The organism is Fibrobacter sp. UWEL (genome assembly GCF_900142535.1).
GTDB lineage: Bacteria > Fibrobacterota > Fibrobacteria > Fibrobacterales > Fibrobacteraceae > Fibrobacter.
Window position 1 is genome coordinate 60,179 of record NZ_FRBE01000009.1, and the last position, 19,683, is coordinate 79,861.

21 protein-coding genes and 1 pseudogene are annotated in these 19,683 nt (G+C 44.3%); 13 read left to right on the forward strand and 9 right to left on the reverse strand.

The features are described from left to right. Window positions 1–13 precede the first annotated feature (13 nt). From BUB59_RS07400 to BUB59_RS07415, 4 genes are all read right to left on the reverse strand, one after another. Window positions 14–1,114: a vWA domain-containing protein gene (locus tag BUB59_RS07400; RefSeq protein ID WP_073227878.1), complete on the reverse strand. Its 1,101-nt coding sequence runs from the start codon at window positions 1,112–1,114 to the stop codon at window positions 14–16. A gap of 54 nt (window positions 1,115–1,168) precedes the next feature. Next, window positions 1,169–1,942, reverse strand: coding sequence for an amino acid ABC transporter ATP-binding protein (locus tag BUB59_RS07405; protein WP_073227881.1), 774 nt, complete (start codon window positions 1,940–1,942; stop codon window positions 1,169–1,171). Between the two features lie 11 nt (window positions 1,943–1,953). After that, window positions 1,954–2,613 carry an amino acid ABC transporter permease gene (locus BUB59_RS07410; RefSeq protein WP_073227884.1) on the reverse strand — a complete coding sequence of 220 codons (660 nt, stop codon included), beginning with the start codon at window positions 2,611–2,613 and terminating at the stop codon, window positions 1,954–1,956. A gap of 145 nt (window positions 2,614–2,758) precedes the next feature. Next, the gene (locus BUB59_RS07415; protein ID WP_073227887.1) at window positions 2,759–3,544 is read right to left on the reverse strand and encodes an amino acid ABC transporter substrate-binding protein; all 786 of its coding nucleotides are present in this window, start codon (window positions 3,542–3,544) and stop codon (window positions 2,759–2,761) included. A 72-nt stretch (window positions 3,545–3,616) separates the two neighbouring features. On the opposite strand from BUB59_RS07415, the gene BUB59_RS07420 reads away from it, so the two are divergent. After that, window positions 3,617–5,314, forward strand: a complete 1,698-nt coding sequence (locus tag BUB59_RS07420) for an alpha-glucosidase (protein ID WP_073227890.1) — start codon at window positions 3,617–3,619, stop codon at window positions 5,312–5,314. Here BUB59_RS07420 and BUB59_RS07425 read toward each other — a convergent pair. The 3 genes from BUB59_RS07425 to BUB59_RS07435 all read right to left on the reverse strand — a co-directional run bounded on the left by BUB59_RS07425 (window position 5,311) and on the right by BUB59_RS07435 (window position 8,726). After that, window positions 5,311–6,138 (reverse strand): alpha/beta fold hydrolase, encoded by an 828-nt coding sequence (locus BUB59_RS07425; RefSeq protein ID WP_073227893.1) that lies wholly within the window; start codon window positions 6,136–6,138, stop codon window positions 5,311–5,313. The genes BUB59_RS07420 and BUB59_RS07425 overlap by 4 nt on opposite strands. Before the next feature lie 21 nt (window positions 6,139–6,159). Next, the gene (locus BUB59_RS07430) at window positions 6,160–7,911 is read right to left on the reverse strand and encodes a sensor domain-containing diguanylate cyclase (protein ID WP_073227897.1); all 1,752 of its coding nucleotides are present in this window, start codon (window positions 7,909–7,911) and stop codon (window positions 6,160–6,162) included. 104 nt (window positions 7,912–8,015) lie between these two features. Then, on the reverse strand, window positions 8,016–8,726 hold the full coding sequence (locus BUB59_RS07435; protein WP_073227902.1) for an SDR family oxidoreductase: 711 nt from the start codon (window positions 8,724–8,726) through the stop codon (window positions 8,016–8,018). 43 nt (window positions 8,727–8,769) lie between these two features. Between BUB59_RS07435 and BUB59_RS07440 the strand changes: the two genes are divergently transcribed. Further along, a complete protein-coding gene (locus BUB59_RS07440) occupies window positions 8,770–9,678 on the forward strand; it encodes a hypothetical protein (protein ID WP_073227905.1) in 909 nt (302 codons plus the stop codon). 3 nt (window positions 9,679–9,681) lie between these two features. Here the strand turns inward: BUB59_RS07440 and BUB59_RS07445 are convergent, their stop codons facing one another. Then, entirely contained in the window at window positions 9,682–10,563 is an 882-nt protein-coding gene (locus BUB59_RS07445) for a LysR family transcriptional regulator (RefSeq protein ID WP_073227908.1), read from the reverse strand. Between the two features lie 110 nt (window positions 10,564–10,673). Between BUB59_RS07445 and BUB59_RS07450 the strand changes: the two genes are divergently transcribed. From BUB59_RS07450 to BUB59_RS07485, 8 genes are all read left to right on the forward strand, one after another. Beyond that, entirely contained in the window at window positions 10,674–10,964 is a 291-nt protein-coding gene (locus BUB59_RS07450; protein ID WP_073227911.1) for a hypothetical protein, read from the forward strand. Beyond that, window positions 10,957–11,499 (forward strand): FISUMP domain-containing protein, encoded by a 543-nt coding sequence (locus BUB59_RS07455; RefSeq protein ID WP_083540228.1) that lies wholly within the window; start codon window positions 10,957–10,959, stop codon window positions 11,497–11,499. Before BUB59_RS07450 ends, BUB59_RS07455 begins: the two co-directional genes overlap by 8 nt. A gap of 20 nt (window positions 11,500–11,519) precedes the next feature. Then, complete coding sequence (locus tag BUB59_RS07460) at window positions 11,520–11,741, forward strand: DUF3791 domain-containing protein (protein ID WP_073227914.1); 222 nt, start codon at window positions 11,520–11,522, stop codon at window positions 11,739–11,741. After that, entirely contained in the window at window positions 11,738–11,962 is a 225-nt protein-coding gene (locus tag BUB59_RS07465) for a hypothetical protein (protein WP_073227917.1), read from the forward strand. The genes BUB59_RS07460 and BUB59_RS07465 overlap by 4 nt, the downstream gene beginning before the upstream one ends. A gap of 60 nt (window positions 11,963–12,022) precedes the next feature. After that, on the forward strand, window positions 12,023–12,529 hold the full coding sequence (locus BUB59_RS07470; protein WP_073227921.1) for a DUF6973 domain-containing protein: 507 nt from the start codon (window positions 12,023–12,025) through the stop codon (window positions 12,527–12,529). Next, the gene (locus BUB59_RS07475; RefSeq protein ID WP_073227924.1) at window positions 12,507–13,031 is read left to right on the forward strand and encodes a hypothetical protein; all 525 of its coding nucleotides are present in this window, start codon (window positions 12,507–12,509) and stop codon (window positions 13,029–13,031) included. Before BUB59_RS07470 ends, BUB59_RS07475 begins: the two co-directional genes overlap by 23 nt. Window positions 13,032–13,057: 26 nt before the next feature. Next, window positions 13,058–13,411 (forward strand): arsenate reductase family protein, encoded by a 354-nt coding sequence (locus tag BUB59_RS07480; protein ID WP_073227926.1) that lies wholly within the window; start codon window positions 13,058–13,060, stop codon window positions 13,409–13,411. 79 nt (window positions 13,412–13,490) lie between these two features. Further along, on the forward strand, window positions 13,491–14,339 hold the full coding sequence (locus tag BUB59_RS07485) for an energy transducer TonB (RefSeq protein ID WP_143160276.1): 849 nt from the start codon (window positions 13,491–13,493) through the stop codon (window positions 14,337–14,339). 53 nt (window positions 14,340–14,392) lie between these two features. Here the strand turns inward: BUB59_RS07485 and BUB59_RS15180 are convergent, their stop codons facing one another. Continuing rightward, entirely contained in the window at window positions 14,393–15,637 is a 1,245-nt protein-coding gene (locus BUB59_RS15180; protein WP_073227932.1) for a YecA family protein, read from the reverse strand. A 605-nt stretch (window positions 15,638–16,242) separates the two neighbouring features. Between BUB59_RS15180 and BUB59_RS07495 the strand changes: the two genes are divergently transcribed. The 3 genes and pseudogenes from BUB59_RS07495 (at window position 16,243) to BUB59_RS07505 (ending at window position 19,661) form a co-directional block, all read left to right on the forward strand. Continuing rightward, the gene (locus BUB59_RS07495; RefSeq protein ID WP_073227936.1) at window positions 16,243–17,469 is read left to right on the forward strand and encodes a DNA cytosine methyltransferase; all 1,227 of its coding nucleotides are present in this window, start codon (window positions 16,243–16,245) and stop codon (window positions 17,467–17,469) included. Window positions 17,470–17,471: 2 nt separating this feature from the next. Continuing rightward, window positions 17,472–18,563: a hypothetical protein gene (locus BUB59_RS07500; protein WP_143160277.1), complete on the forward strand. Its 1,092-nt coding sequence runs from the start codon at window positions 17,472–17,474 to the stop codon at window positions 18,561–18,563. Window positions 18,564–18,706: 143 nt separating this feature from the next. Then, window positions 18,707–19,661: pseudogene (locus BUB59_RS07505) on the forward strand (PDDEXK nuclease domain-containing protein). Window positions 19,662–19,683 lie beyond the last annotated feature (22 nt).

Here is a 19,683-nt window from a genome sequence, read left to right on the forward strand (position 1 = left end):
TTCGTACCTTCCATTAGGGGATTCGGACAAAGCGAGTATTGGCAAGCAGGAGTTCTAGGAGAATTAGGATTGCACCCACCAGAAGCCAGGGGTAGAACTTTTCTGCATAGCGGGCGTAGGCAATAGTTTCGATTTCCGTCTTTTCCAATTCATCAATTTCGGAATAAATCTTTTCCAGATCAGCTTTATTCTGAGCGCGATAGAAACGTCCACCAGTCTTACCCGCAATATTCTTCAAAGCATCTTCATCAATGCTCATTTCCGCAGGAACAGGCACTTCAACCCAGGAGGCGCCACCAAAGAAAGACGCCTGAGGAACAAGAACATTACCCTGCTTCAAGCCTACACCAATAGTATAAACCTTCACCCCCAGAGACTTAGCCACTTCTGCGGCACGGTCCGGAGAAACGATGCTGGCGTTATCCTTACCATCCGTCAGGAGCACAACCACCTTGGATTTGGCATTGGATTTCTGCAAGCGAGCCAGAGCATTCATCAGGCCGTCGCCAATAGCAGTACTGGAACCTATGGTAGAATCCTTAGCCAGGTCATCCGTGGCCTTCAGGATTTCCAATAAGGAGCCATAATCCAAAGTCAAGGGACACTGAGTAAAAGCGCGAGAGCCAAAAGCGGAAAGGCCAATACGGTCCGCATGTCGCTTCTGGATGAATTCAGAAATCACGTCCTGTGCATATCCCAGACGGCTATACTTCCAGTATTCGCCAGACTTGTAGAACTTTTCAGCATCCATACGCTTCACCTTGGACATTTCCTCACGGGTCAGCATATCAATGGTACCCATGGAGCCAGAAACGTCCAGAGCAAGCATAATATCCACACCATCCGTAGAAGTATATTCCACTTCCATGGAATTCTGGGGACGGGCAAGAGCCACCACAAAGGCGCACAGGGCAAGAAGCCTCAAAGCGGGAACAATATGACGAAGACGAACTCGATTGCTGGGAGCAGCCTTACGGGCGATCGAAAGAGCAGGGAACTTAATAGTACTCTTGCGGCTACGATTACGATAGATGTACGAAGCGATCAGAACAGGAACCAGAAGTAAAAGCCAGAAGGCTTCGGGATTCTGAAAATGTAAAGATCCAATATCCATTATTTCTCCGAAAAAACAGCAATCAGTTTTCTAATGCGGAATGAATATACAAAATTAGCCCTGGGCAAACCTGCTCAAGAAACTTGCCAATCTTTCGTTCCCGGACTGGTTAAACACGAAGTCCGGAGAGCCCTGTTCCACAATGACACCCTGATCCATGAAAATCACCTTGTTGGCCACATCGCGAGCAAAAGCCATTTCGTGAGTGACAATAACCATGGTCATTTTCTGGTCTGCAAGGCCCTTGATAATCTTAAGAACTTCACCGGTCAATTCCGGATCCAAAGCACTGGTCGGTTCATCAAAGAAAAGGATTTTAGGTTGCATGGCAAGAGCGCGTGCAATAGAGACACGCTGCTGCTGGCCACCGGAGAGTTCGCAGGGATAAGCCTTTTCCTTAGAGCCCAGCCCCATCTGTTCCAACAGTTTGCGACCACGTTCACGGGCCTCCTGACGATTGATACCCAATACCCGTACGGGAGCAATCGTCAAGTTTTGAAGAACAGTAAGGTGGGGGAACAGATTGAAGTTCTGGAATACAAGACCCGTAGAAAGTCGAATTTCACGAAGGACACTAGCGGGAGCATACTTGGCCAAGCCCTTCTTATCCACACCCACAATCATGTTCTTTCCGTTTACGGAAACTTCACCAGCATTCATAGTTTCCAGCTGGGTAATGCAACGGAGTAGCGTAGACTTACCAGACCCAGAAGGACCAATGATAGAGAGAACTTCTCCTTCGCACAAGTCAAAGGAGATATCCTTCAGGACATGATTATCCCCGAAGGATTTTTTCAAATGCTTAACTTCCAACACTGCGTTACTCATATTGCCCTCCCCTACTTATAGTAATTCAACTTCTTTTCGATGTAGGCGAAAAGGCAGCTGAGTAAAAGGTTTGCGATATAGTAGAAGATACCGGCAACAAACAGCGGATAGATGCTGGCGTAAGCGGCCTGCTGCTTTTTAGCCAGAGAGAACAATTCCGTCACTGCAATCACCTGCGCCAGAGAGGTATCCTTCACCAGAGTAATGACTTCATTGGCACTGGCGGGAACCACCTGCTTCACCACCTGAGGAAGGATAATACGGAAGAATGTCTGACCACGGGTCATACCCAACATCTGGGCGGCTTCGTACTGTCCCTTGGGAATGGCCTGAATGCCACCGCGGAAAATTTCCGCAAAGTAGGCAGCATAGTTGATGCTAAAAGCGGCAATCACTGCAGGGAAACGATCGAAGGAAATTCCCAGTCCCGAATAATCGCTGAGGTAGTAGCTACCGAAATAGATAGCCACAATCTGCAGCAGAAGAGGCGTTCCTCGCATTACGGAAATGTAGAAGGACACCGGATAACGGATAACGCGATACTTGCTCATCTTGAGAACCGCAATCAGCAGTCCCAGAGGGATGGAGAACAGAAGCGTCAATCCGAAGATTTGAAGAGTGGTACAGAAACCACCCCAAAGAATCGGGAGGAGGGAGGATAAATCTGACATTTAGGTGCGAGGGACGAGGTACGAGTTATGAGTTATGAGATATGAGTTATGAGTTTCGAGCAGGAAATTATGATTTACAGAAATTTCTCAAAGCGTTCAAAAGAGCGCATGCTCAAAACTCATAGGGCAAAGCCCTGGCTCGTCGCTATTTGCCGAACCACTTGGCGGAGATTTCTGCGAACTTGCCGTCAGCCTGCATGGCCTTCAGGGTTTCGTTCACTGCGTCACGGAGTGCCTGGTCCTTCTTGCGGAAGCCAATGGCGTAGACTTCATCGCTAAGGCCTTCTTCCATCACCACGAAATCCTTGGCATTGGAGGTAATCCAGAACTTGGCAACGATTTCATCCAGGAATACAGCGTCCACACCACCCTTATCCAAATCCATCATAGCAGTCTGATTGTCGTCAAAGGGAATGATTTCCTTGGCAGCCTTACCAGCGTCAGAAGCTTCCAACAGTTTTTGGGCTGTGGAACCGTTCTGGACAGCAATCTTCTTGCCAGCAAGAGCAGCAAGATTTGCAAGAGACTTATCCTTCACGGAGAAAATCATACGATTCTTCAGATAAGGATCGCTGAGGTTCATGGCGGCGGCACGGGCAGAGTCCACACTCATGCCATTCCAAATGCAGTCAATCTTGCCGGTATTCAATTCCTGTTCCTTGGCATCCCAGGAAATGGGCTGAGTCTTCAGCTTGACGCCGAGACGTGTGCAAACTTCATTTGCCAGGTCAATATCGAAACCCACAATGTTATTGTCCTTGTCACGGAAGCCCATGGGCGGGAAAGAATCATCCAAGCCCAGCACAAATTCACCAGCACTCTTCACCTTTTCCAGGGACATATCACCCTGAGTCTGAGTTTCCTTGTTTTCGTTACAGCCAGTAAAGACCAATGCTGCAGCAACAGCAAGACCAGCGAAAAGCTTTTTCATATAATCTCCTTGATATAAGATGCTCTAAATGTAGTCAAAAATAAATTCCTAGATTTCAGGGAAAGGTTTACTATGGCATATTCCAGCGTTTTTCAAAATCGGGACTGGTGGAAACACACCATCGCCTACGAAATCTATCCCAGCAGTTTTCAGGATTCCAACGGAGACGGCTTTGGAGACATTAACGGCATTACGAGCCGTCTGGATTATCTCCAATCATTAAAGGTGGGTGCTCTCTGGCTTACGCCGGTTTACGCCTCCCCTATGGTAGATAACGGCTATGACGTTTCCGACTTCTACAAAATCAATCCGCTATACGGAACCATGGAAGATATGGACCGTCTTATTGCTGAAGCGGACAAGCGGAACATCAAAATCGTGATGGACCTGGTTTTCAACCATACGTCAGAAGAATGTGAATGGTTCAAGGAATCTCGCAGTAACCGCCACAACCCCAAAAGGGATTGGTATATCTGGAAAGATCCTGTCATTACAGTAGCGGAAGACGGCAGCGAACATAGGGAGCCTCCCAACAACTGGCGTAGCATTTTCGGCGTACCCGCTTGGACCTGGTGCGAGGAACGTCAGCAATATTATCTACACACCTTTGCGGAACAGCAACCTGACATTAACTGGGAAAATCCAGACGTTCGCCAGGCACTTTATGACATTGCCAACTTCTGGATCAACAAGGGCGTTGGCGGTTTCAGAATTGATGCCATTCCCTACATCAAGAAGCCTTCGAATTTCGCAAACGGCAAGCCCGACGCAAGCGACGGGATGGTCAGCATTCACACCATGACCGTAAACACGACGGGAATTCTTGATTTTCTGCAAGAGTTTAAGGCCAATGTTACAGAAGGAAAAAACGTCTTTACGGTAGCGGAAGCAAATGGCGTTGGCCCTGAAGATTTAAAATACTGGGTGGGCGAAAAAGGAGCATTCGATATGCTCTTTGAATTCGGCCATCTGCATGATGTTGAAATCTGGTGCAAGCCCACCCCCTTTGGCATTATGGACTTTAAGAAAGCCCTACTGGCAAGCCAGAAGGCTACGGCAAAGAACGGCTGGTATCCCGTATTCTTTGAGAATCACGACAAGCCCCGCAGCGTCCATAATTTTTTCAGTCCTAAGGTGGCGAACCATCCGGATTCCAATAAGATGGCAGCCAAAGCCATCGCCGTTCTCATGATGACTTTGCGAGGCACGCCTTTCTTGTTTGAAGGGCAGGAAATCGGCATGACCAACGTGAAGTGGAATTCCATTGACAAGTACGACGAAGTGAACACCAAGGCACAGTACAACTTGGCGCTTCAGGAAGGATTCTCCCCCACAGATGCAATGGAATTCGTCAACCGCTTTAGTCGAGACAACGCCCGCACGCCCATGCAATGGGACAACAGTCCGAATGCAGGTTTCACCACCGGAAAACCTTGGCTCGGCATGAACGAGAACTATCCAGATATAAATGTCGCAACAGAAGAACAGGATGAAAATTCCGTCCTGAATTTCTACAAGAAACTCATTGAACTCAGGCAGGATTCTCCCGCCTTAAACGGCGGCAATTTGGAAATTCTTCTGGAAGAACACCCTCAAGTAATGGGATACAAACGTGGCGAATACACCATCCTGGTAAATCTTGATGAAGCATCCGTAACGTTAGATAAGGCTCTCATTGAGCAAAAAGAAAAGGTCATCTCCAACTATGGAGACAACCTCATTTCCAATATCTTGCGTCCCTTGGAAGCGCTAATTCTAAAAGCAACCTAATGGGTGCGGAAAAATTCCAGAACGCGTTCCTTATAATCCTTGGCCTCGTCAAATACGGCGTGGCCATTTTCTTCATAAGTATAGAACTGGTAAGGGACGTTTTCAGATTTCAATTTTTCTGCAATCTTGACGGAAGCTTCATAGGTCACCACATGGTCAAGGCCAGCGCCAATGACAAGCGTAGGACACTGAATCTTACCCAGATTGTCGTAGGTATCCACCCCGGCACAAGCTTCCGCCGTAATGGCAAAACGATGCAGTTCCTCCGCAGTCAAATTCTTGTACATCATGAGAAGCGCACGGCGATAACGCTGAAGGAATGCGGGCGTAAAAGCATTGTCAATGAAGTCATTGACCAATTCTTCGGTCTTTCCTTCACGAGCTAATTTAGCCCAGTTCCCGATGACTGCGACCTGAAGTGGTTCTGCCTTGGAAGAACTGGATGCAAGAACCAGCTGACCCACCAATTCAGGATTGTTAATTGCCATATACTGGGCAATCATTCCGCCTTGGGAAGTTCCAAGAACAGAAGCATGTTCTATGCCAATAGCCTTAAGAGTTGCAGCCAAGTCGTGAGCCATTTCCTTGACGGAATAAACCTCGGGCATGTTCTTTCGGCGGTCGAAAAGATAGACCGTGTAATCATCCTTGAACACCTTGTAGGCGGTCTCTACAGAGCTGGCAGAAGCCAGGGTGCTTCGAAGACTCAATCCAGGAATAATTACAAAGGGTTTGGAGCCACTACCAAAGGTTGCGTACTCCATTTCAATATCGCCACCATCTAGAGCGGCACCAACAACACTTACTGTCTTGAGGTCTGCCATCAGGGAACCCTACTAAAATAATTACAGAACTACGACCTTATTCTTGCCCGTACGCTTCGCTTGATAAAGAGCATCATCCACACGAACGCAAATAGCGTCAACAGTATCACCCTTCTTCAATTCCGTAGCACCAAGACTAATGGTCTTTCTTCCCACAGCAGGGAACTGTATTTGAGCGAAACCGGTACGAACAACTTCTGCAAATTCAACAGCTTCCTTCAATCCCATATCCGGAAGCATGATCATAAATTCTTCACCACCCCAGCGGCCAGCATCAGCATCCGGAGCATTTTCAAAAGAGGCCACCTGAATTTGCTTAGAAAGGCCTTCAATAACAGTATCGCCTTCCTTATGGCCAAAGGTATCATTCACCGACTTAAAGTTGTCGATATCAATCATGACCAGAGACATCTTGCCATTGGGGTTTTCTGCAAAACGTCGTTCGATTCTACGCTGAATTTCACCACGGTTATACAAGCCCGTCAGAGCATCCGTAATGGAGTTCTTGGTCATCTTGTTGTACATTTCCACAAGTTCAGCGGAAGATACGTTAGTGAAGTTTGCAAGACGGGTAATAATGGAAACCTTGCCCGCACGAGTTCCATCGCCAACAACAGCAGTCTTCTTCCTGGAAGCGTCCGCACGGCCTTCGCGGAAACCGACAGCAGTAATCGTCACGTTATGCAACTTCACCGTATTCCGGGAACGTAAAATCTGTCCAGCGCAGTAGCAACCATAGGTCGGAGCAATAAAGTCAAACGGGGTCGTTTCCTTATTGACGTCGTCTTCGCCCCAGAACGTTCTTCTGGCCATACTGGAATACAGGTAAATGGCATCGGGGCAGAAGTTTGTCAGTTTGGAAGCCCCCATCTTAACACTTTCCATAATGGCCTGGGGATCACCATAGGCAATCTTCGCAGTAATACCTCTCCTCAAGTCCGAAGCAAGCAGCAGTGCCCCTTGTTCAGAACAAGCCATGGGAGAACGCAAAAGATATTCGCCATCTTCGTTATAGAAGAGGGGAAATTCCAACGTGTTATGGAAGAAATAGTAGTCGTTCTGAATATTCAGGTACTTGGAATACGCCTCAAACGCAGGCTGTCCATCCAGTTCACACAGGACATTTCCTTGAACCTTAGTGACTTCGAACGGTCTTCCCAGTGGTTTCCAACCTGAAATCTTGGTTGTTTCCACATACAGGTCATCGCCACCATAAAGAAGACAGACAACAGATTCCGCGGAAAAGCCATGTCTATTGGAAAAGACATAAGTCGAACTTTCATCACTGGCAGCACCAGCCAGACCACCAAAAATCTGAACATCGCCCCTTATTTTTTGTAAGCCTTTACAAAAAGCAGTATAGGACAGGCTAGGCGAAGTCGCTAATAGTTCAATTGCCTTAATCCAAGGTCTTTTTTCAACCTCACGAACCAAATCCGCCGCCACAGAAGCTGCGGAATCAGAATTCAGCACATATTGCAAAATGCCTACACGGCTAGATTCTTTTTCAAGGACTGTACAACAAATCGTAACCGAATTCCCGGAAAAGCTTCCGTTCACAATACTTCCAGAGCAGGAACCACCTACGCAGAAAGCATCCGGAAACGCGTCCACAATGGAATTACAGACGAAACTCAGTTTTTTAAAGTCCGACTGTTCCGAGAAAACATGAAAAAGCAGCTTCATAGGCTTGTTCCCACGGAACTTACCTAAACGCTGAAGCAGATCGCCCAACTGATTCGGGTTTTCATATGCAAATTGAAGCTGTTTCATCTACAAGGCAGAATATAAGTAAATCAAGCAAAACATTCTGTGATATGTAACCAAATCAGGCCGTTTTTCATTCCAAGTTGAAACATTACAGCTTTTTAGCGATGTTACCCATCCATTTTCCAGCCACAATCATTGTGATAAATCATCTGGCGGGTCATGCCGCCGTCAATACAGATGTTTTCGCCCGTAATAAAGCCAGCCTTATCTGAAGCAAGGAAAAGCACCATATTGGAAATGTCCAAAGGATTACCTACGCGACCTGCCGGCTGCTGCGTTGCGTCAGGGCCTTCGTATTCTGTAAAATCCGTATCGATCCAGCCCGGAGAAATAGAATTCACCCGCAGTTTGCCAGCAAAGCTCACTGCCATGGCGTGGGTCAAGGCTGCAATGCCGCCCTTCGCCGCCGTATAGCTTTCAGTCTGAGGCTGGCTCATGCGATCGCGGGATGAAGAAATGTTGATGATGGAGGCGCCAGGGGCAAAGTACCCCGCAAAAAGTTTAGTCAAGTAAAAAGGCGCAGTCACTCCTACCGCCAAAGCATAGCTAAATTCCTCGTAAGAACATTCATCGATGCCTTTCATCAAAGGCAGGGCATTATTCACCAGTACATCCACATGGCCGAACTTCTCAATGACGTGAGTTGCGAACTGTTCCAAAACTTCCTTCTTGGATAGGTCGCCCACAAAAGAGGGGTTTTCGCGAATGTCGATATAGACGACCTGCGCCCCTTCTTTTTCAAATTCGCTTACGATGGTCTTGCCGATGCCGTGGGCACCGCCGGTAACAACAACAACTTTATCTTTGAATGCATTCATGGGAACAAGTATAGATTATTCTATTTTATGGGCGAGGAATAAAATGAAAGCTTACTACCACCTTCCCGGACTTTTCGAGTTCTACGATTTGTACAAGGCGTTCTTGCCTTTGTTCCGCGAGCATCGAGAGTGGTTTTATGACTGGTGTGAAATAGGTTCTATTTATGGTGCGCCCAGCGATTGCATCTGGGGCGGTGGCAGGGTAGGTTTCGGCGATGAGCCAGCAGAAAATGTTGCGGAACTTGTGAAGGAATATGGAATTTCCGCAAGACTTACGTTCAGCAATTCTTTGATCCGTGAGGAACATCTTGGGGATAAGAAATGCAATGAGTTGTGCAGACTGTTTGGAGGCCGTGCAGGCCAAAACGGGATCGCGGTTCAGAATGGCGTCATTGTTCACTCCGACCTATTGCTGAATTATCTCAAGGTTCGCTATCCGGAATTTTATTTCGTCTCTAGCACCACAAAAGTCATCACCGACTTCGCACAATTTTCGACCGAATTGAATTGCGACGAATTTCGTTATGTTGTTCCAGATTTCCGCCTCAACAAAGAATTAGAAAATCTGCGCGGACTGAGCGACGAGCAAAAGCAGAAAGTGGAATTCCTTTGCAATGAATGTTGCTGGTTCGGCTGTCAAGATCGCAAGAACTGTTACGAAAACGTAAGCCGCAAAAATCTCGGCGAAGACTGCAAAGATCACATCTGCCGTTCTCCAGGCGCAAAGAAAGGCTACCGCTTTTCCGACGCCATGAAGAATCCCGGCTTCATCGGAATCAACGAAATCCAGAATATCTACGCCCCCGCAGGTTTCTCCCAGTTCAAAATTGAAGGCCGAAGTCTTGGCAGCGCCCTCATCCTGGAATTCCTGCTTTACTACATGACCAAGCCAGAATACCAGTTGAACGTCCGCGAAGAAATCTATCTGGACAGTACTCTGGATTTGTTTTAGCGTTTACTTGATGCAAAAACCGGATGTTTTCAAGAATTCTACTAGGAACTTGTAGAAGTTTTCGACACGACTGTTGTCCTGTTTCGTCTTTCTGAAGGAAACAACAATGTCGCGCTTAAAATCGATGTCCGATATTTCAAGCAACTTGATTTTTCTTTCATCAACGTTTCCCCAGGAAAGTTCCGGCCAAAAGCCAACGCCAATACCCGCAGCCACAGCATCCTTGACGGCACTTACATTATCGCTTTCAAAAGCAATTTTAGTATTGAAGCCAATTTTACTGCAATAGTGATTACATATATTTCTAAACTGCTTTGATCCGCACAGTTCAATAAAGTTTTCATTTTGCAAATCCTGTAGGGACACCTTTTTCACGGTCTTATAATCGCCAGTGTTGGGTACCGCAAGAAATATTTTTTCGGAACAGACAAAATACTCGTCGTCGGTAAACGGAGCGGAAACAAATTCTGCATACGTATGAACGCAGATATCAAACAAAGTCGTCTCTTCATTCTGGATCAAATTGAAGTGAGTCTCCTTATCCGATTTCTTATATTGAATAATGGCCTTGGTAATTAAGGAAGATGCAGCAAGCACATTCAAATTGATGGTAGAATTATTCTTCTTCGCCATGGCATGAAGTTGCTTCGGCAGAAAATCAATATCTTCAATAAGCGGCTTCAAATGCTTGTACAGGTATTGGCCATATTCTGTAAGCACAATGTTCCTGCCCTTATTTAAAAACAATGGAACATCCAGTTCAGCCTCCAGCTTATGGATAGACTGGGTCAAAGCGGGTTGGGCAATGCAAAGGTTCTTAGCACTCTGGGTCACATGTTGTGTTCTTGCCACTTCCAAAAAATAACGCAAATGTGTTAATTCCATAATTTTTACCTATACAAATTCACTTATGAATGTGATACTAATTATATATTAGTCAATATGAATAAAGATAGCTAAAATTTGCTCCGTAAAACAACAAAGGAGCAAAAAAAATGCAAAACGTTCTTGAAGCCACAATGCTCATCTGCTTTGGACTTTCCTGGCCCATTTCCCTCATCAAAAACATCAAGATCCACTCCGCCAAAGGAATGAGTTTCAAGTTCAACCTTCTCATCCTTATTGGTTACATCGCTGGCATTAGTGCAAAAATCTTCATCGGCAATTTCAATTACGTATTCTTGATTTACTGGTTGAATTTCGTAGTCGTTTCCGCCAATATGGTCGTCTACTTCATCAACAAGCATCAGGACGAAAAGCTGGAAAAGGAGGTAACCCATGCCTAATGCAATGAACCAAATCGCTTTTGCATGCAGCGCATTGTTCTGCATCCTGTTCTGCGGATGCGCACAGGAACACCTCTGCAAATACGACGAATCCTCCGCCACGCTTTCTTGCTTTGAAAAGAATTACAAAACCGTCAAGGTCGACGGAAAAGTATGGATGGCAGAAAACCTGGATTACTACACAACATCCAGCTACTGCTACAGCGATGACGAAAGCAACTGCAATCAGTACGGAAGGCTGTACACCTGGAGCGCAGCCGAAACCGCCTGCCCCGCCAATTGGCATCTGCCCACTCGTGCCGAATACGAATCATTCATGAAGGATTCCGCCGCAGAAAGCCGCGCAGCCATCCCCGCCGCAGGATTCCGCTACTACCAGGCAAAATCTGTGGATATGGGAGTCAGCGCAAATTTCTGGACCAATAACGAAAAAGACGAAGTCCGCGCCACCCTAATTACAATCAGCGACGCAAGCTACGACTTTAGGGAATACAACAAGGACATCGCCTACTCCGTCCGTTGCGTCATGAACTAGTCTGCTCTCGAGAAATCAAAATGGACGTCGAAAACCAGGAAAAAGTCCTTTTCACTTTGGCCTGCATTGATTCCTTTGCCAAGGAACACGCGCTTTCAACAAAGCAGGCCTTCGCCTACCTGAACCGATTCAAAGCTCTTAATTTCATTGACCAGAACTTTGAATCAAACAAGAATGAAACTCCAAAAGCAGAATCCGAAATCCTTTTGGAAGTCTGCAAGAAAAATGGAGGAGCCCTATGAGCCGCGAAGAAAAGTCAATCGTAGATTCCCTCGTGAAGAACCTAATACTCTGTTTGATGAAGGATTATCACCTGAGCATGCTTGATGCCATGTCGCAATTTTTCAATTCAGAGTTATACGACAAGATTCTGGACATCAAAAGCGGTTTCTATTACCAAAGCGTTGGACACAACTACCAATACCTTCGCAGGGAACTGGAAACCGGCAGCATGTGCGGATAGAATTTCGTGCTGGTCGGATTCAAGGAAACTGAGTGGGCGGAGAGGACAAAATAATCGAAAATGGGAAAATTTGATTCGTGCGACGCCGTCGCACGAATTGTTTTTTCTCATTCATACTCTTGCACAAGTAAAGCAATAAACTTCGCCGAGGCGATTAAAAACGAAAGCCCAGCACAAGACGACAGAGGCTCTTGGGCTGGAGCTCTAAGACACGTAATGTGGCAGGCCGATATTACATCCAAACACTCAGCATACATCGCGAGAAAAATCGGAGAATGTCACGAAGTAAATTATAGTCCCGACACAAGCAAGCGCTTTTTTAGTAATTTAGATGATGCAGATTCAACCGCAGACTTGCTCAACAACGAAATTGGGCGAAAAAACGGATTGAATCGATGGTATCTAACAAGCAAAGAGCAAATGCTTCGTGCGCTATGGGAAGCAAGAACTAATGGTTTATTCAAAGTTCGGCAAACACCCTGGGGACAATACGAAGTGTTTCGAGAAAAAATGGATGACAACACCTACCGAAAACACTTCGACAATGTCAAACGGAAGCTCTGGTAAACGGAATACCAAGACTTTTGCTGCAGCAATTCTAGTACAAGCCATTGGGTCCTTAGGCCCATTGGCTTATTTAGCCATTATTTTTTTCGCCGGAGTAAAACTACCAGGAGACAACGGATCGGGACTTTTGTTCTTCCCGCTTATTTTCTTATGGAGCCTTGTTAACGCGGTCAATTTTTTCATTGAATTGAAAATTGGACGTTTTGAATTTAGAACGTTTTTCAAGAAGTTCGTATGGGTAGCCTTGATTTGGGTCATTCCGTGGACCGTCTTCTATTTAATTTCAGAAACTGACACCCCACAAAACTCACATTCATTTGAATACGAAGTATTCGTATTCGGTCAAGCATTTCTATTGTGGGAATTCATTTTGCTGACCGCCGCCCTATGGCCCTTGGCTGCAGCCTTCTTCAAGAAACCATCTTTTAAAAGAGAACTTGCAGTTCTCATCATTTCCATACAATTGACGATTTTATTGAGCATCGGCTTTTTTATATTCTAGCGAATAGTTTTTCACAGGCTATCATCATGATCTTTTTATGCTACCCCAAATGCACCACTTGCCAGAAGGCACAGAAGTGGCTTGACGCCAACAACGTTTCCTATGAGTTTCGCGATATCAAGGAAGACAACCCTTCTATAGATGAACTTAAGGAATGGCACGCCAAAAGCGGTCTCCCTCTCAAGAAATTCTTCAACACCAGCGGCCTTTTGTACAAGGATTTGCAGCTGAAGGACAAGCTCCCCACCATGAGCGAAGAAGAACAGTTCAAGCTACTAGCCAGCAACGGAATGCTGGTAAAGCGTCCCATGGCAGTAGGCAAAGATTTTGTGTTGGTTGGATTCAAGGAAGCCGAGTGGGCAGAAAAGGTGAGCAAATAAAAACGGGGTGCTTTTGTAAAAATATTCATCATGACACTTTATGTCATCTCATTCACATTATCTTTTGATTGAGGTGCTTATGTTTTTATTAGATACAACCATCAAGAGCTTATTTATCACCATTGCCTTTGCTCTGCTTTCCTGTTCACAGAACAAGGATACTCCCCAAGTAAAAGAAACATCATCCAATTCAGTCAATGACCAATCATCCAACACGCTGGATTCTATAAAAGAAGAATTGTATCTTCAACCACAAACTAGAGAACACAACACAAACCAACAAGACAGTTTCGTCCACAAAATCACCGATTACACAATGGAAGAGCACATGGGTGGCTGGGCAAGTGGCATAACCGACAAAGGATGCATTAGTGGCCCTACCGATCCAGACCCAAAAAGAGTCAAACTAACGCACTATTGCGATTCAGACTCAACCATAACATGTCATAAAGAAATGGCACGTTTAATCGATATATACATTAAATATTCCGATTGCGTATATATGAACAAAATCGCCTTGGGCAAAGAAGAATGCATTCAAGATATGTCTGATGTAAATAAAGCTTTGACTAGCATCAAGTTTTACGTTCCACCGAGACTTCCACCAAAAGTCCTTTGGGACGAAAACAAAACTGCAATCAAGGGAAGCCTTCCACAAGAAAAAGTTTTAAGAAAAATAAAGATCTACATGGGAACAGTACGATATGTATGCCGAAGAAACACAACCGAAAACGAATACTCCGGGACACTATCGTTAAAGATGCAAATCAGTAAAGACGGGACCGTAATTGAAGCAATCGTGATCAAGTCAACGTCAGACAATCCCTTACTTGATCAAGAAATTCTAAACCATTTCAAGAAAATTCAATTTGAAAAATCAAATGGCGAAACCAACGTTGAGTTTGCAATGGAATTTCTAAAGAGATAACAATCTCTTTTAAAAGCATCATTTCCAGCAAGTTTTTTCAGGACGTTTTTTTCCTAATTCACCATCTTGCCGCAGCATTTCTTGAACTTAAGGCCGCTGCCGCATGGACACGGATCGTTTCGCCCTACCTTCGGCGACGAGAGAACAAACGGTGCGCTCGGTTTTACATTTTGTAAGCCAAACGACGAGTCCCGAGATGGAGACAACTCATCTGGCGAGTTTCCATAGGTGACCCAAAGCCTGGCCTTATTGTTCAGTTCCATGATAGCGCTAATAATCGGCGTTATTTTATCCAAATCAATTCGAGTAAAACCTATTTCCTCGCGATACTTTTCAATAATTGCTGTCGGATGCTCCATTCCTATGCGCAAATCATCCAACAGGCACTGCGCCTTGAATTCGGCGTAACTAGGCTTCTCCGAATACTTTACGAAATGGTCTTGAATGGTTTTGAATTCATCAAGATTCTCATTGATATCGTCAACATAATTGAGCCATTCCGAAAATTCCTTGTCCGTCGGCTTGTACGGCATATGAGGCTTACGACCTTCGACGATTGTTTCCATCACTTCGGCAGTTTCAACACTCCAGTTGCACAAACAATCATCATAGCAGGTGAAATAGCGGCTAAACAAGGAACATTCGTTGATGGCAGCAATGCCTTTACTCTTTGTCAAGGAACATTCCCGATGGTCCATATTCCACTTACTGATGACCGTATCCGCATGGCAAATACCATAGAGGTTGGCATAGACCTTGCAATAGTCATGGAAACCAGCCATGGAACGCTTCGTCTTCCGAGCGATATCAAAGAATTCATCCGGGACAACCAAGGATAGATTATCTTCATTTGTTCCAAAAAGGAACATAAATCCAATAGACAAGTTCTGTTCCACAAACTTAAAAATGCGGTCGTCCATTTTCGGAAGGTTGAACTCCTCAGGATTCTTTCCAGGAAACATCTCGTTATAGGGCAGCTGAGTTCTGTATTCTCTAAGCATAAAAATCAAAAACAGCTGGTATTCAAACTCGCCAGAATACTTGACAAAGCTCTCAAAGATTTTCGGGATACGGTCCATTAAGACATCAATATATTCAGCCTTCAGCAATCTTTGTTCGCAAACATCATCCATCTCGACCGCAGGCGTCGTGCAGAAATGGATATCCTCGACGACGTCCTTTTTGCAAGCATTCAAAAGCTTTTCGAGCAGCTTTGAGGGAATTGGTTCTTTGTGAATACAGTTCGTTTCGCGAAGCAAACGAGTGCGATAATGTTTAGGCAAAGACAAAACATTCATAACGATAAACCTTTTTAGGCGAAAGATAACAATTGAATTACGAAAGACATCCGACAAAACGCCAACCAAGGTCAAAAAAAATGACCTCGAACGAAGAAGAACAGATATTCTCCCACAAAAACGAAGTCTTCGCACACCGCGGGACTTTTTTATGCTATATTCAGGGTGACATAGCCTTGCTTGGCGAATGCCTAGCCGGGCGACCTGGTTTTTAGAGTTATGCTCTTGTTCTTGTGTCCTTAAAACACGACCAATCTTTTAGCAACCAAGGACGAGGCAGATAATTCACGTCATAATTGGCGTGGATCGTTTGTGCTTGTCGTTGTGTGGGCTTCTTGGTCGTTGCCTAAGGACAGACAGGCCTTACGGTTCACGCTTTTTCTTTGGACAAAACGGTTGAACGAGGGCAGAACAAATGTTTTTGCTCCCGTTCTTGTGTCCTTGAAAACGACCAACTTTTAACACACCAAGAACAGGATCAATGGGGACTCATCCATCCGGATGAGTTCTTTTTGAACTTGCTTTAAGCTGGCACGCCACAGGTGTACCCAGAACAGAAGTGAAAACGGAAAATTTCACCTGTTCCTTTGGAACACCGAGGCGATATGACGTCTAGAAAGAACACCCTTAGGGTCCTTTCTTTATTTTCCGGCTGCGGCGGCCTTGACTTAGGTCTTGAAGGCGGCTTCACTGTTTTAAGAAAGTCCGTGAACGAGCAAATTCATCCTAACTGGGTAAAGGAATCTGCAGGCAAAAATTCGGTCATACTCAAACATAATCGCTTTGAGACCGTATTCGCTAACGACATACTTCCATGTGCAAAGAAATCTTGGAATCATTTTTTCAGTAAACGAAAGGACGTAGATGGAGTATACCATCTGGAATCTATTGTTGATCTTGTAAAAAAACATAACGAAGGAACTTTTTCTTTTCCCGAAAACATTGATGTTGTTACAGGAGGCTTTCCTTGCCAAGACTTTTCTGTTGCTGGTAAGCGACTTGGATTTGATTCACAAAAAAGCCATAACGGAAAGAAAGAAGATCATGCAGACAACGAATCTAGGGGCACACTATATTTGTGGATGAAACAAGTTATTGAAATCGTCAAGCCCAAAATATTCATCGCAGAAAACGTCAAAGGACTAGTTTCACTCGGCGATGCAAAGAGAATCATTGAAACTGATTTTAGAAACATCGACGAAGGATACTGCGTAGTCGACGCCCAAGTATTAAAAGCATGGGAATACGGTGTTCCGCAAAGTAGAGAGCGCGTTGTTTTTATCGGAATATCACGAAAATACGCAAACCAAGAGATTCTAGCAAATCTAGAAGAACTTGGTGCAGAATCCAAATATTATCCATATCCTCCCAAAACCCATGGCGAAGGACTACAAGACATCGTGACTTGTAAAGATGCGTTTATTGACTTAAAAGAACCAGAATCATCTGATGACAAGGCTCAGCAAAGTTTTTCAAAAGCAAAATACTACGGAAAAATGCAAGGCAGTTCCGAAGTCAATTTGAATGACATCGGACCGACAATCCGCAGCGAACATCATGGCAACATTGAATTCCGAAGATTAAGTGAAGAACATGGAGGCACGCACACTTCCGAATTGAAAAAAGGGCTGCCCGAAAGAAGATTGAGTGTACGTGAATGCGCTCGTATACAAACGTTCCCAGACAATTACGAGTTCATCTTTAACGATGGCAACGAAAAAGTCAATTCATCGGAAGCTTACAAAGTAATTGGAAATGCAGTACCTCCCCTTCTCGGATATGCGATCGGAAAAAGACTCGAAATCATTTGGAAAGACTTATTTGGAGAATGATTATGTCAATATCAGTCGGTCAAAATCTCAATCCCAATGAACAGCAAACTATTGTCAATTTTCAAAAACTACTTGATTGCACAAAAATAAAACTTCAAGCAAATCACCATACTTCTTGCAACAATGATTTTTGGAAAACATTTGAACTAGATGTCAGCGAAGCGGTTTCCGTTTCCGCAAATGAACTGCAACTACCTTGGGAAATCCAATATATTAGCGGACATAAATTTCCTGATATCGTTGCAAGAATTAACGCAAAAGAAGCATTTGGCATAGAAGTCAAAACATTGAGTTCAAAATCAAATTCATGGAAGGTCATGGGAGGAAGCATCATGGAATCAACAAGGATTCCTGACGTTAGCAGAATTCAAGTTTTCTGTGCAAAGCAGAATCCCTTTGAAATCAAATACCGACCATTTGAAGAATGCGTTTCCAATGTTGCCGTTACTCATAGTCCACGCTATATGTTGGATATGAACCAAAATGGAAATGAATCTCTTTTCAATAAAATTTGCAAACCTTATGAAGATGTACGTCAAATGCAAAATCCATTTGACGCATTCAAATCATACTTAATAGAGTCGAAGAAAACATCAAAAGAAGCAAACAACGAAGAAGATTCCCTTTGGTGGTATAGTCCAAATGTTCAAGAGGTCAGTTCACAAGATTTGGACGAACAATTGTTTGCAGAAAATTTAATCAATTCTAAAATTCATTTTTGGAATGAACTAACAGCAAAAGAAAAAGACCATTACAAGGCCGAAATGCTGATTAAGTCTCCCAAGGTCATCGAAGGTGATTACAACAACGCATGCAAATGGTTGTTAAAAACTCAAGGTATAATCAACCCCTCTTTCCGCGATACTTTTTCTGCAGGTGGTCAAGAAATCGTTTACGGAGTCAAGGTTCCCAAAATCATAGCCAACATAAACAAATGGAAAGACGAAATCGTCAAAATTTTAAACCATTGCGATTCTCCAAAAGATTCCTTTGAATTTTGGAAATTACAAATCAGCAGAATGACAAAATTTTCCAATGCGGAATTAGAAATTCTTAAAAGAATCGTTTCTGAAATAGGCAAACAGATAAGATAGAGAAACAGTCATCTTTTACAAACAAATTACAAATCCCACCTTGCCAGCAATCCTTAATTAGCTATAATTCTGCCCGAGGTTCGGAAAAGTATCTCCAAAACATCTGTTCAATACAGATGTTTTTCTTTTTTCAAGGAGATACTATGTCCAGTCAAATTTCCGATTTCAAATTGCCCAGTGGATGGGAAAACGCCAAACCGCAAACATTTGAAAAACTAGCGTATTCTCTGGAGCAGATCCACAAGAACACCTATTCCGCATCGGTAAAGGCGGTAAACAAACTCGCCACCATTAGGAATTACCTAATTGGTTATTATATCGTAGAATACGAGCAAAAAGGCTTGGATCGTGCAAAGTACGGCGAAAAGCTGTTAAAGAGCATTGAAGCCCGTTTAAATACCAGAGGGTTAAACGAGACATTGTTTAAAATTTCTAGGCAGTTTTACTTAATCTACCCAAAAATCAAGGATTATCTCTCCGGAATAAGTGCGACGCCGTCGCACCAATTCGAAACACCGGCACATCGCATTATCGAAAACCTTTCATTTTCTCATATTCGAGAAATCATGACCGTAGACGATCCATTCGCACGTTTCTTCTACGAAACGGAGTGTATCAAATGCTGTTGGAGCGTAAAAGAACTCCGCAGGCAAATCGCCACGAATCTATTCTTCCGAGCAGGAATAAGCCAGGATCCCAAGAAACTGCTTGAACAGACAAAAAGCAATCAGACATTGAGCTATGGAATAAAGGAGCCTTTTACATTTGAATTTTTGAATCTGCCAGCAAGACAATTTAATGAAAACGACTTGGAAGGCGCCATCATGGACCACCTGCAAGAATTCCTTTTGGAAATGGGAAAAGGATTCTGTTTCGAAGCACGTCAAAAACGCATTGTCATTGACGATGAATACTACTTTGCAAATGAATGAAGGAGACAACCCTCCCGTTGGGATTCTACTCTGCACAAAGAAGGGGAAAAAGATGGTTGAATACGCCCTGGCAGGAATGGACAACAAATTATTCGTGTCCACCTACATGCTCGCACTCCCGCAGAAAGAAACACTGGAAGAATTTTTAAAGAAAGAACTGCAGTAAAAGAAAACAAGTCCCCGAAGTT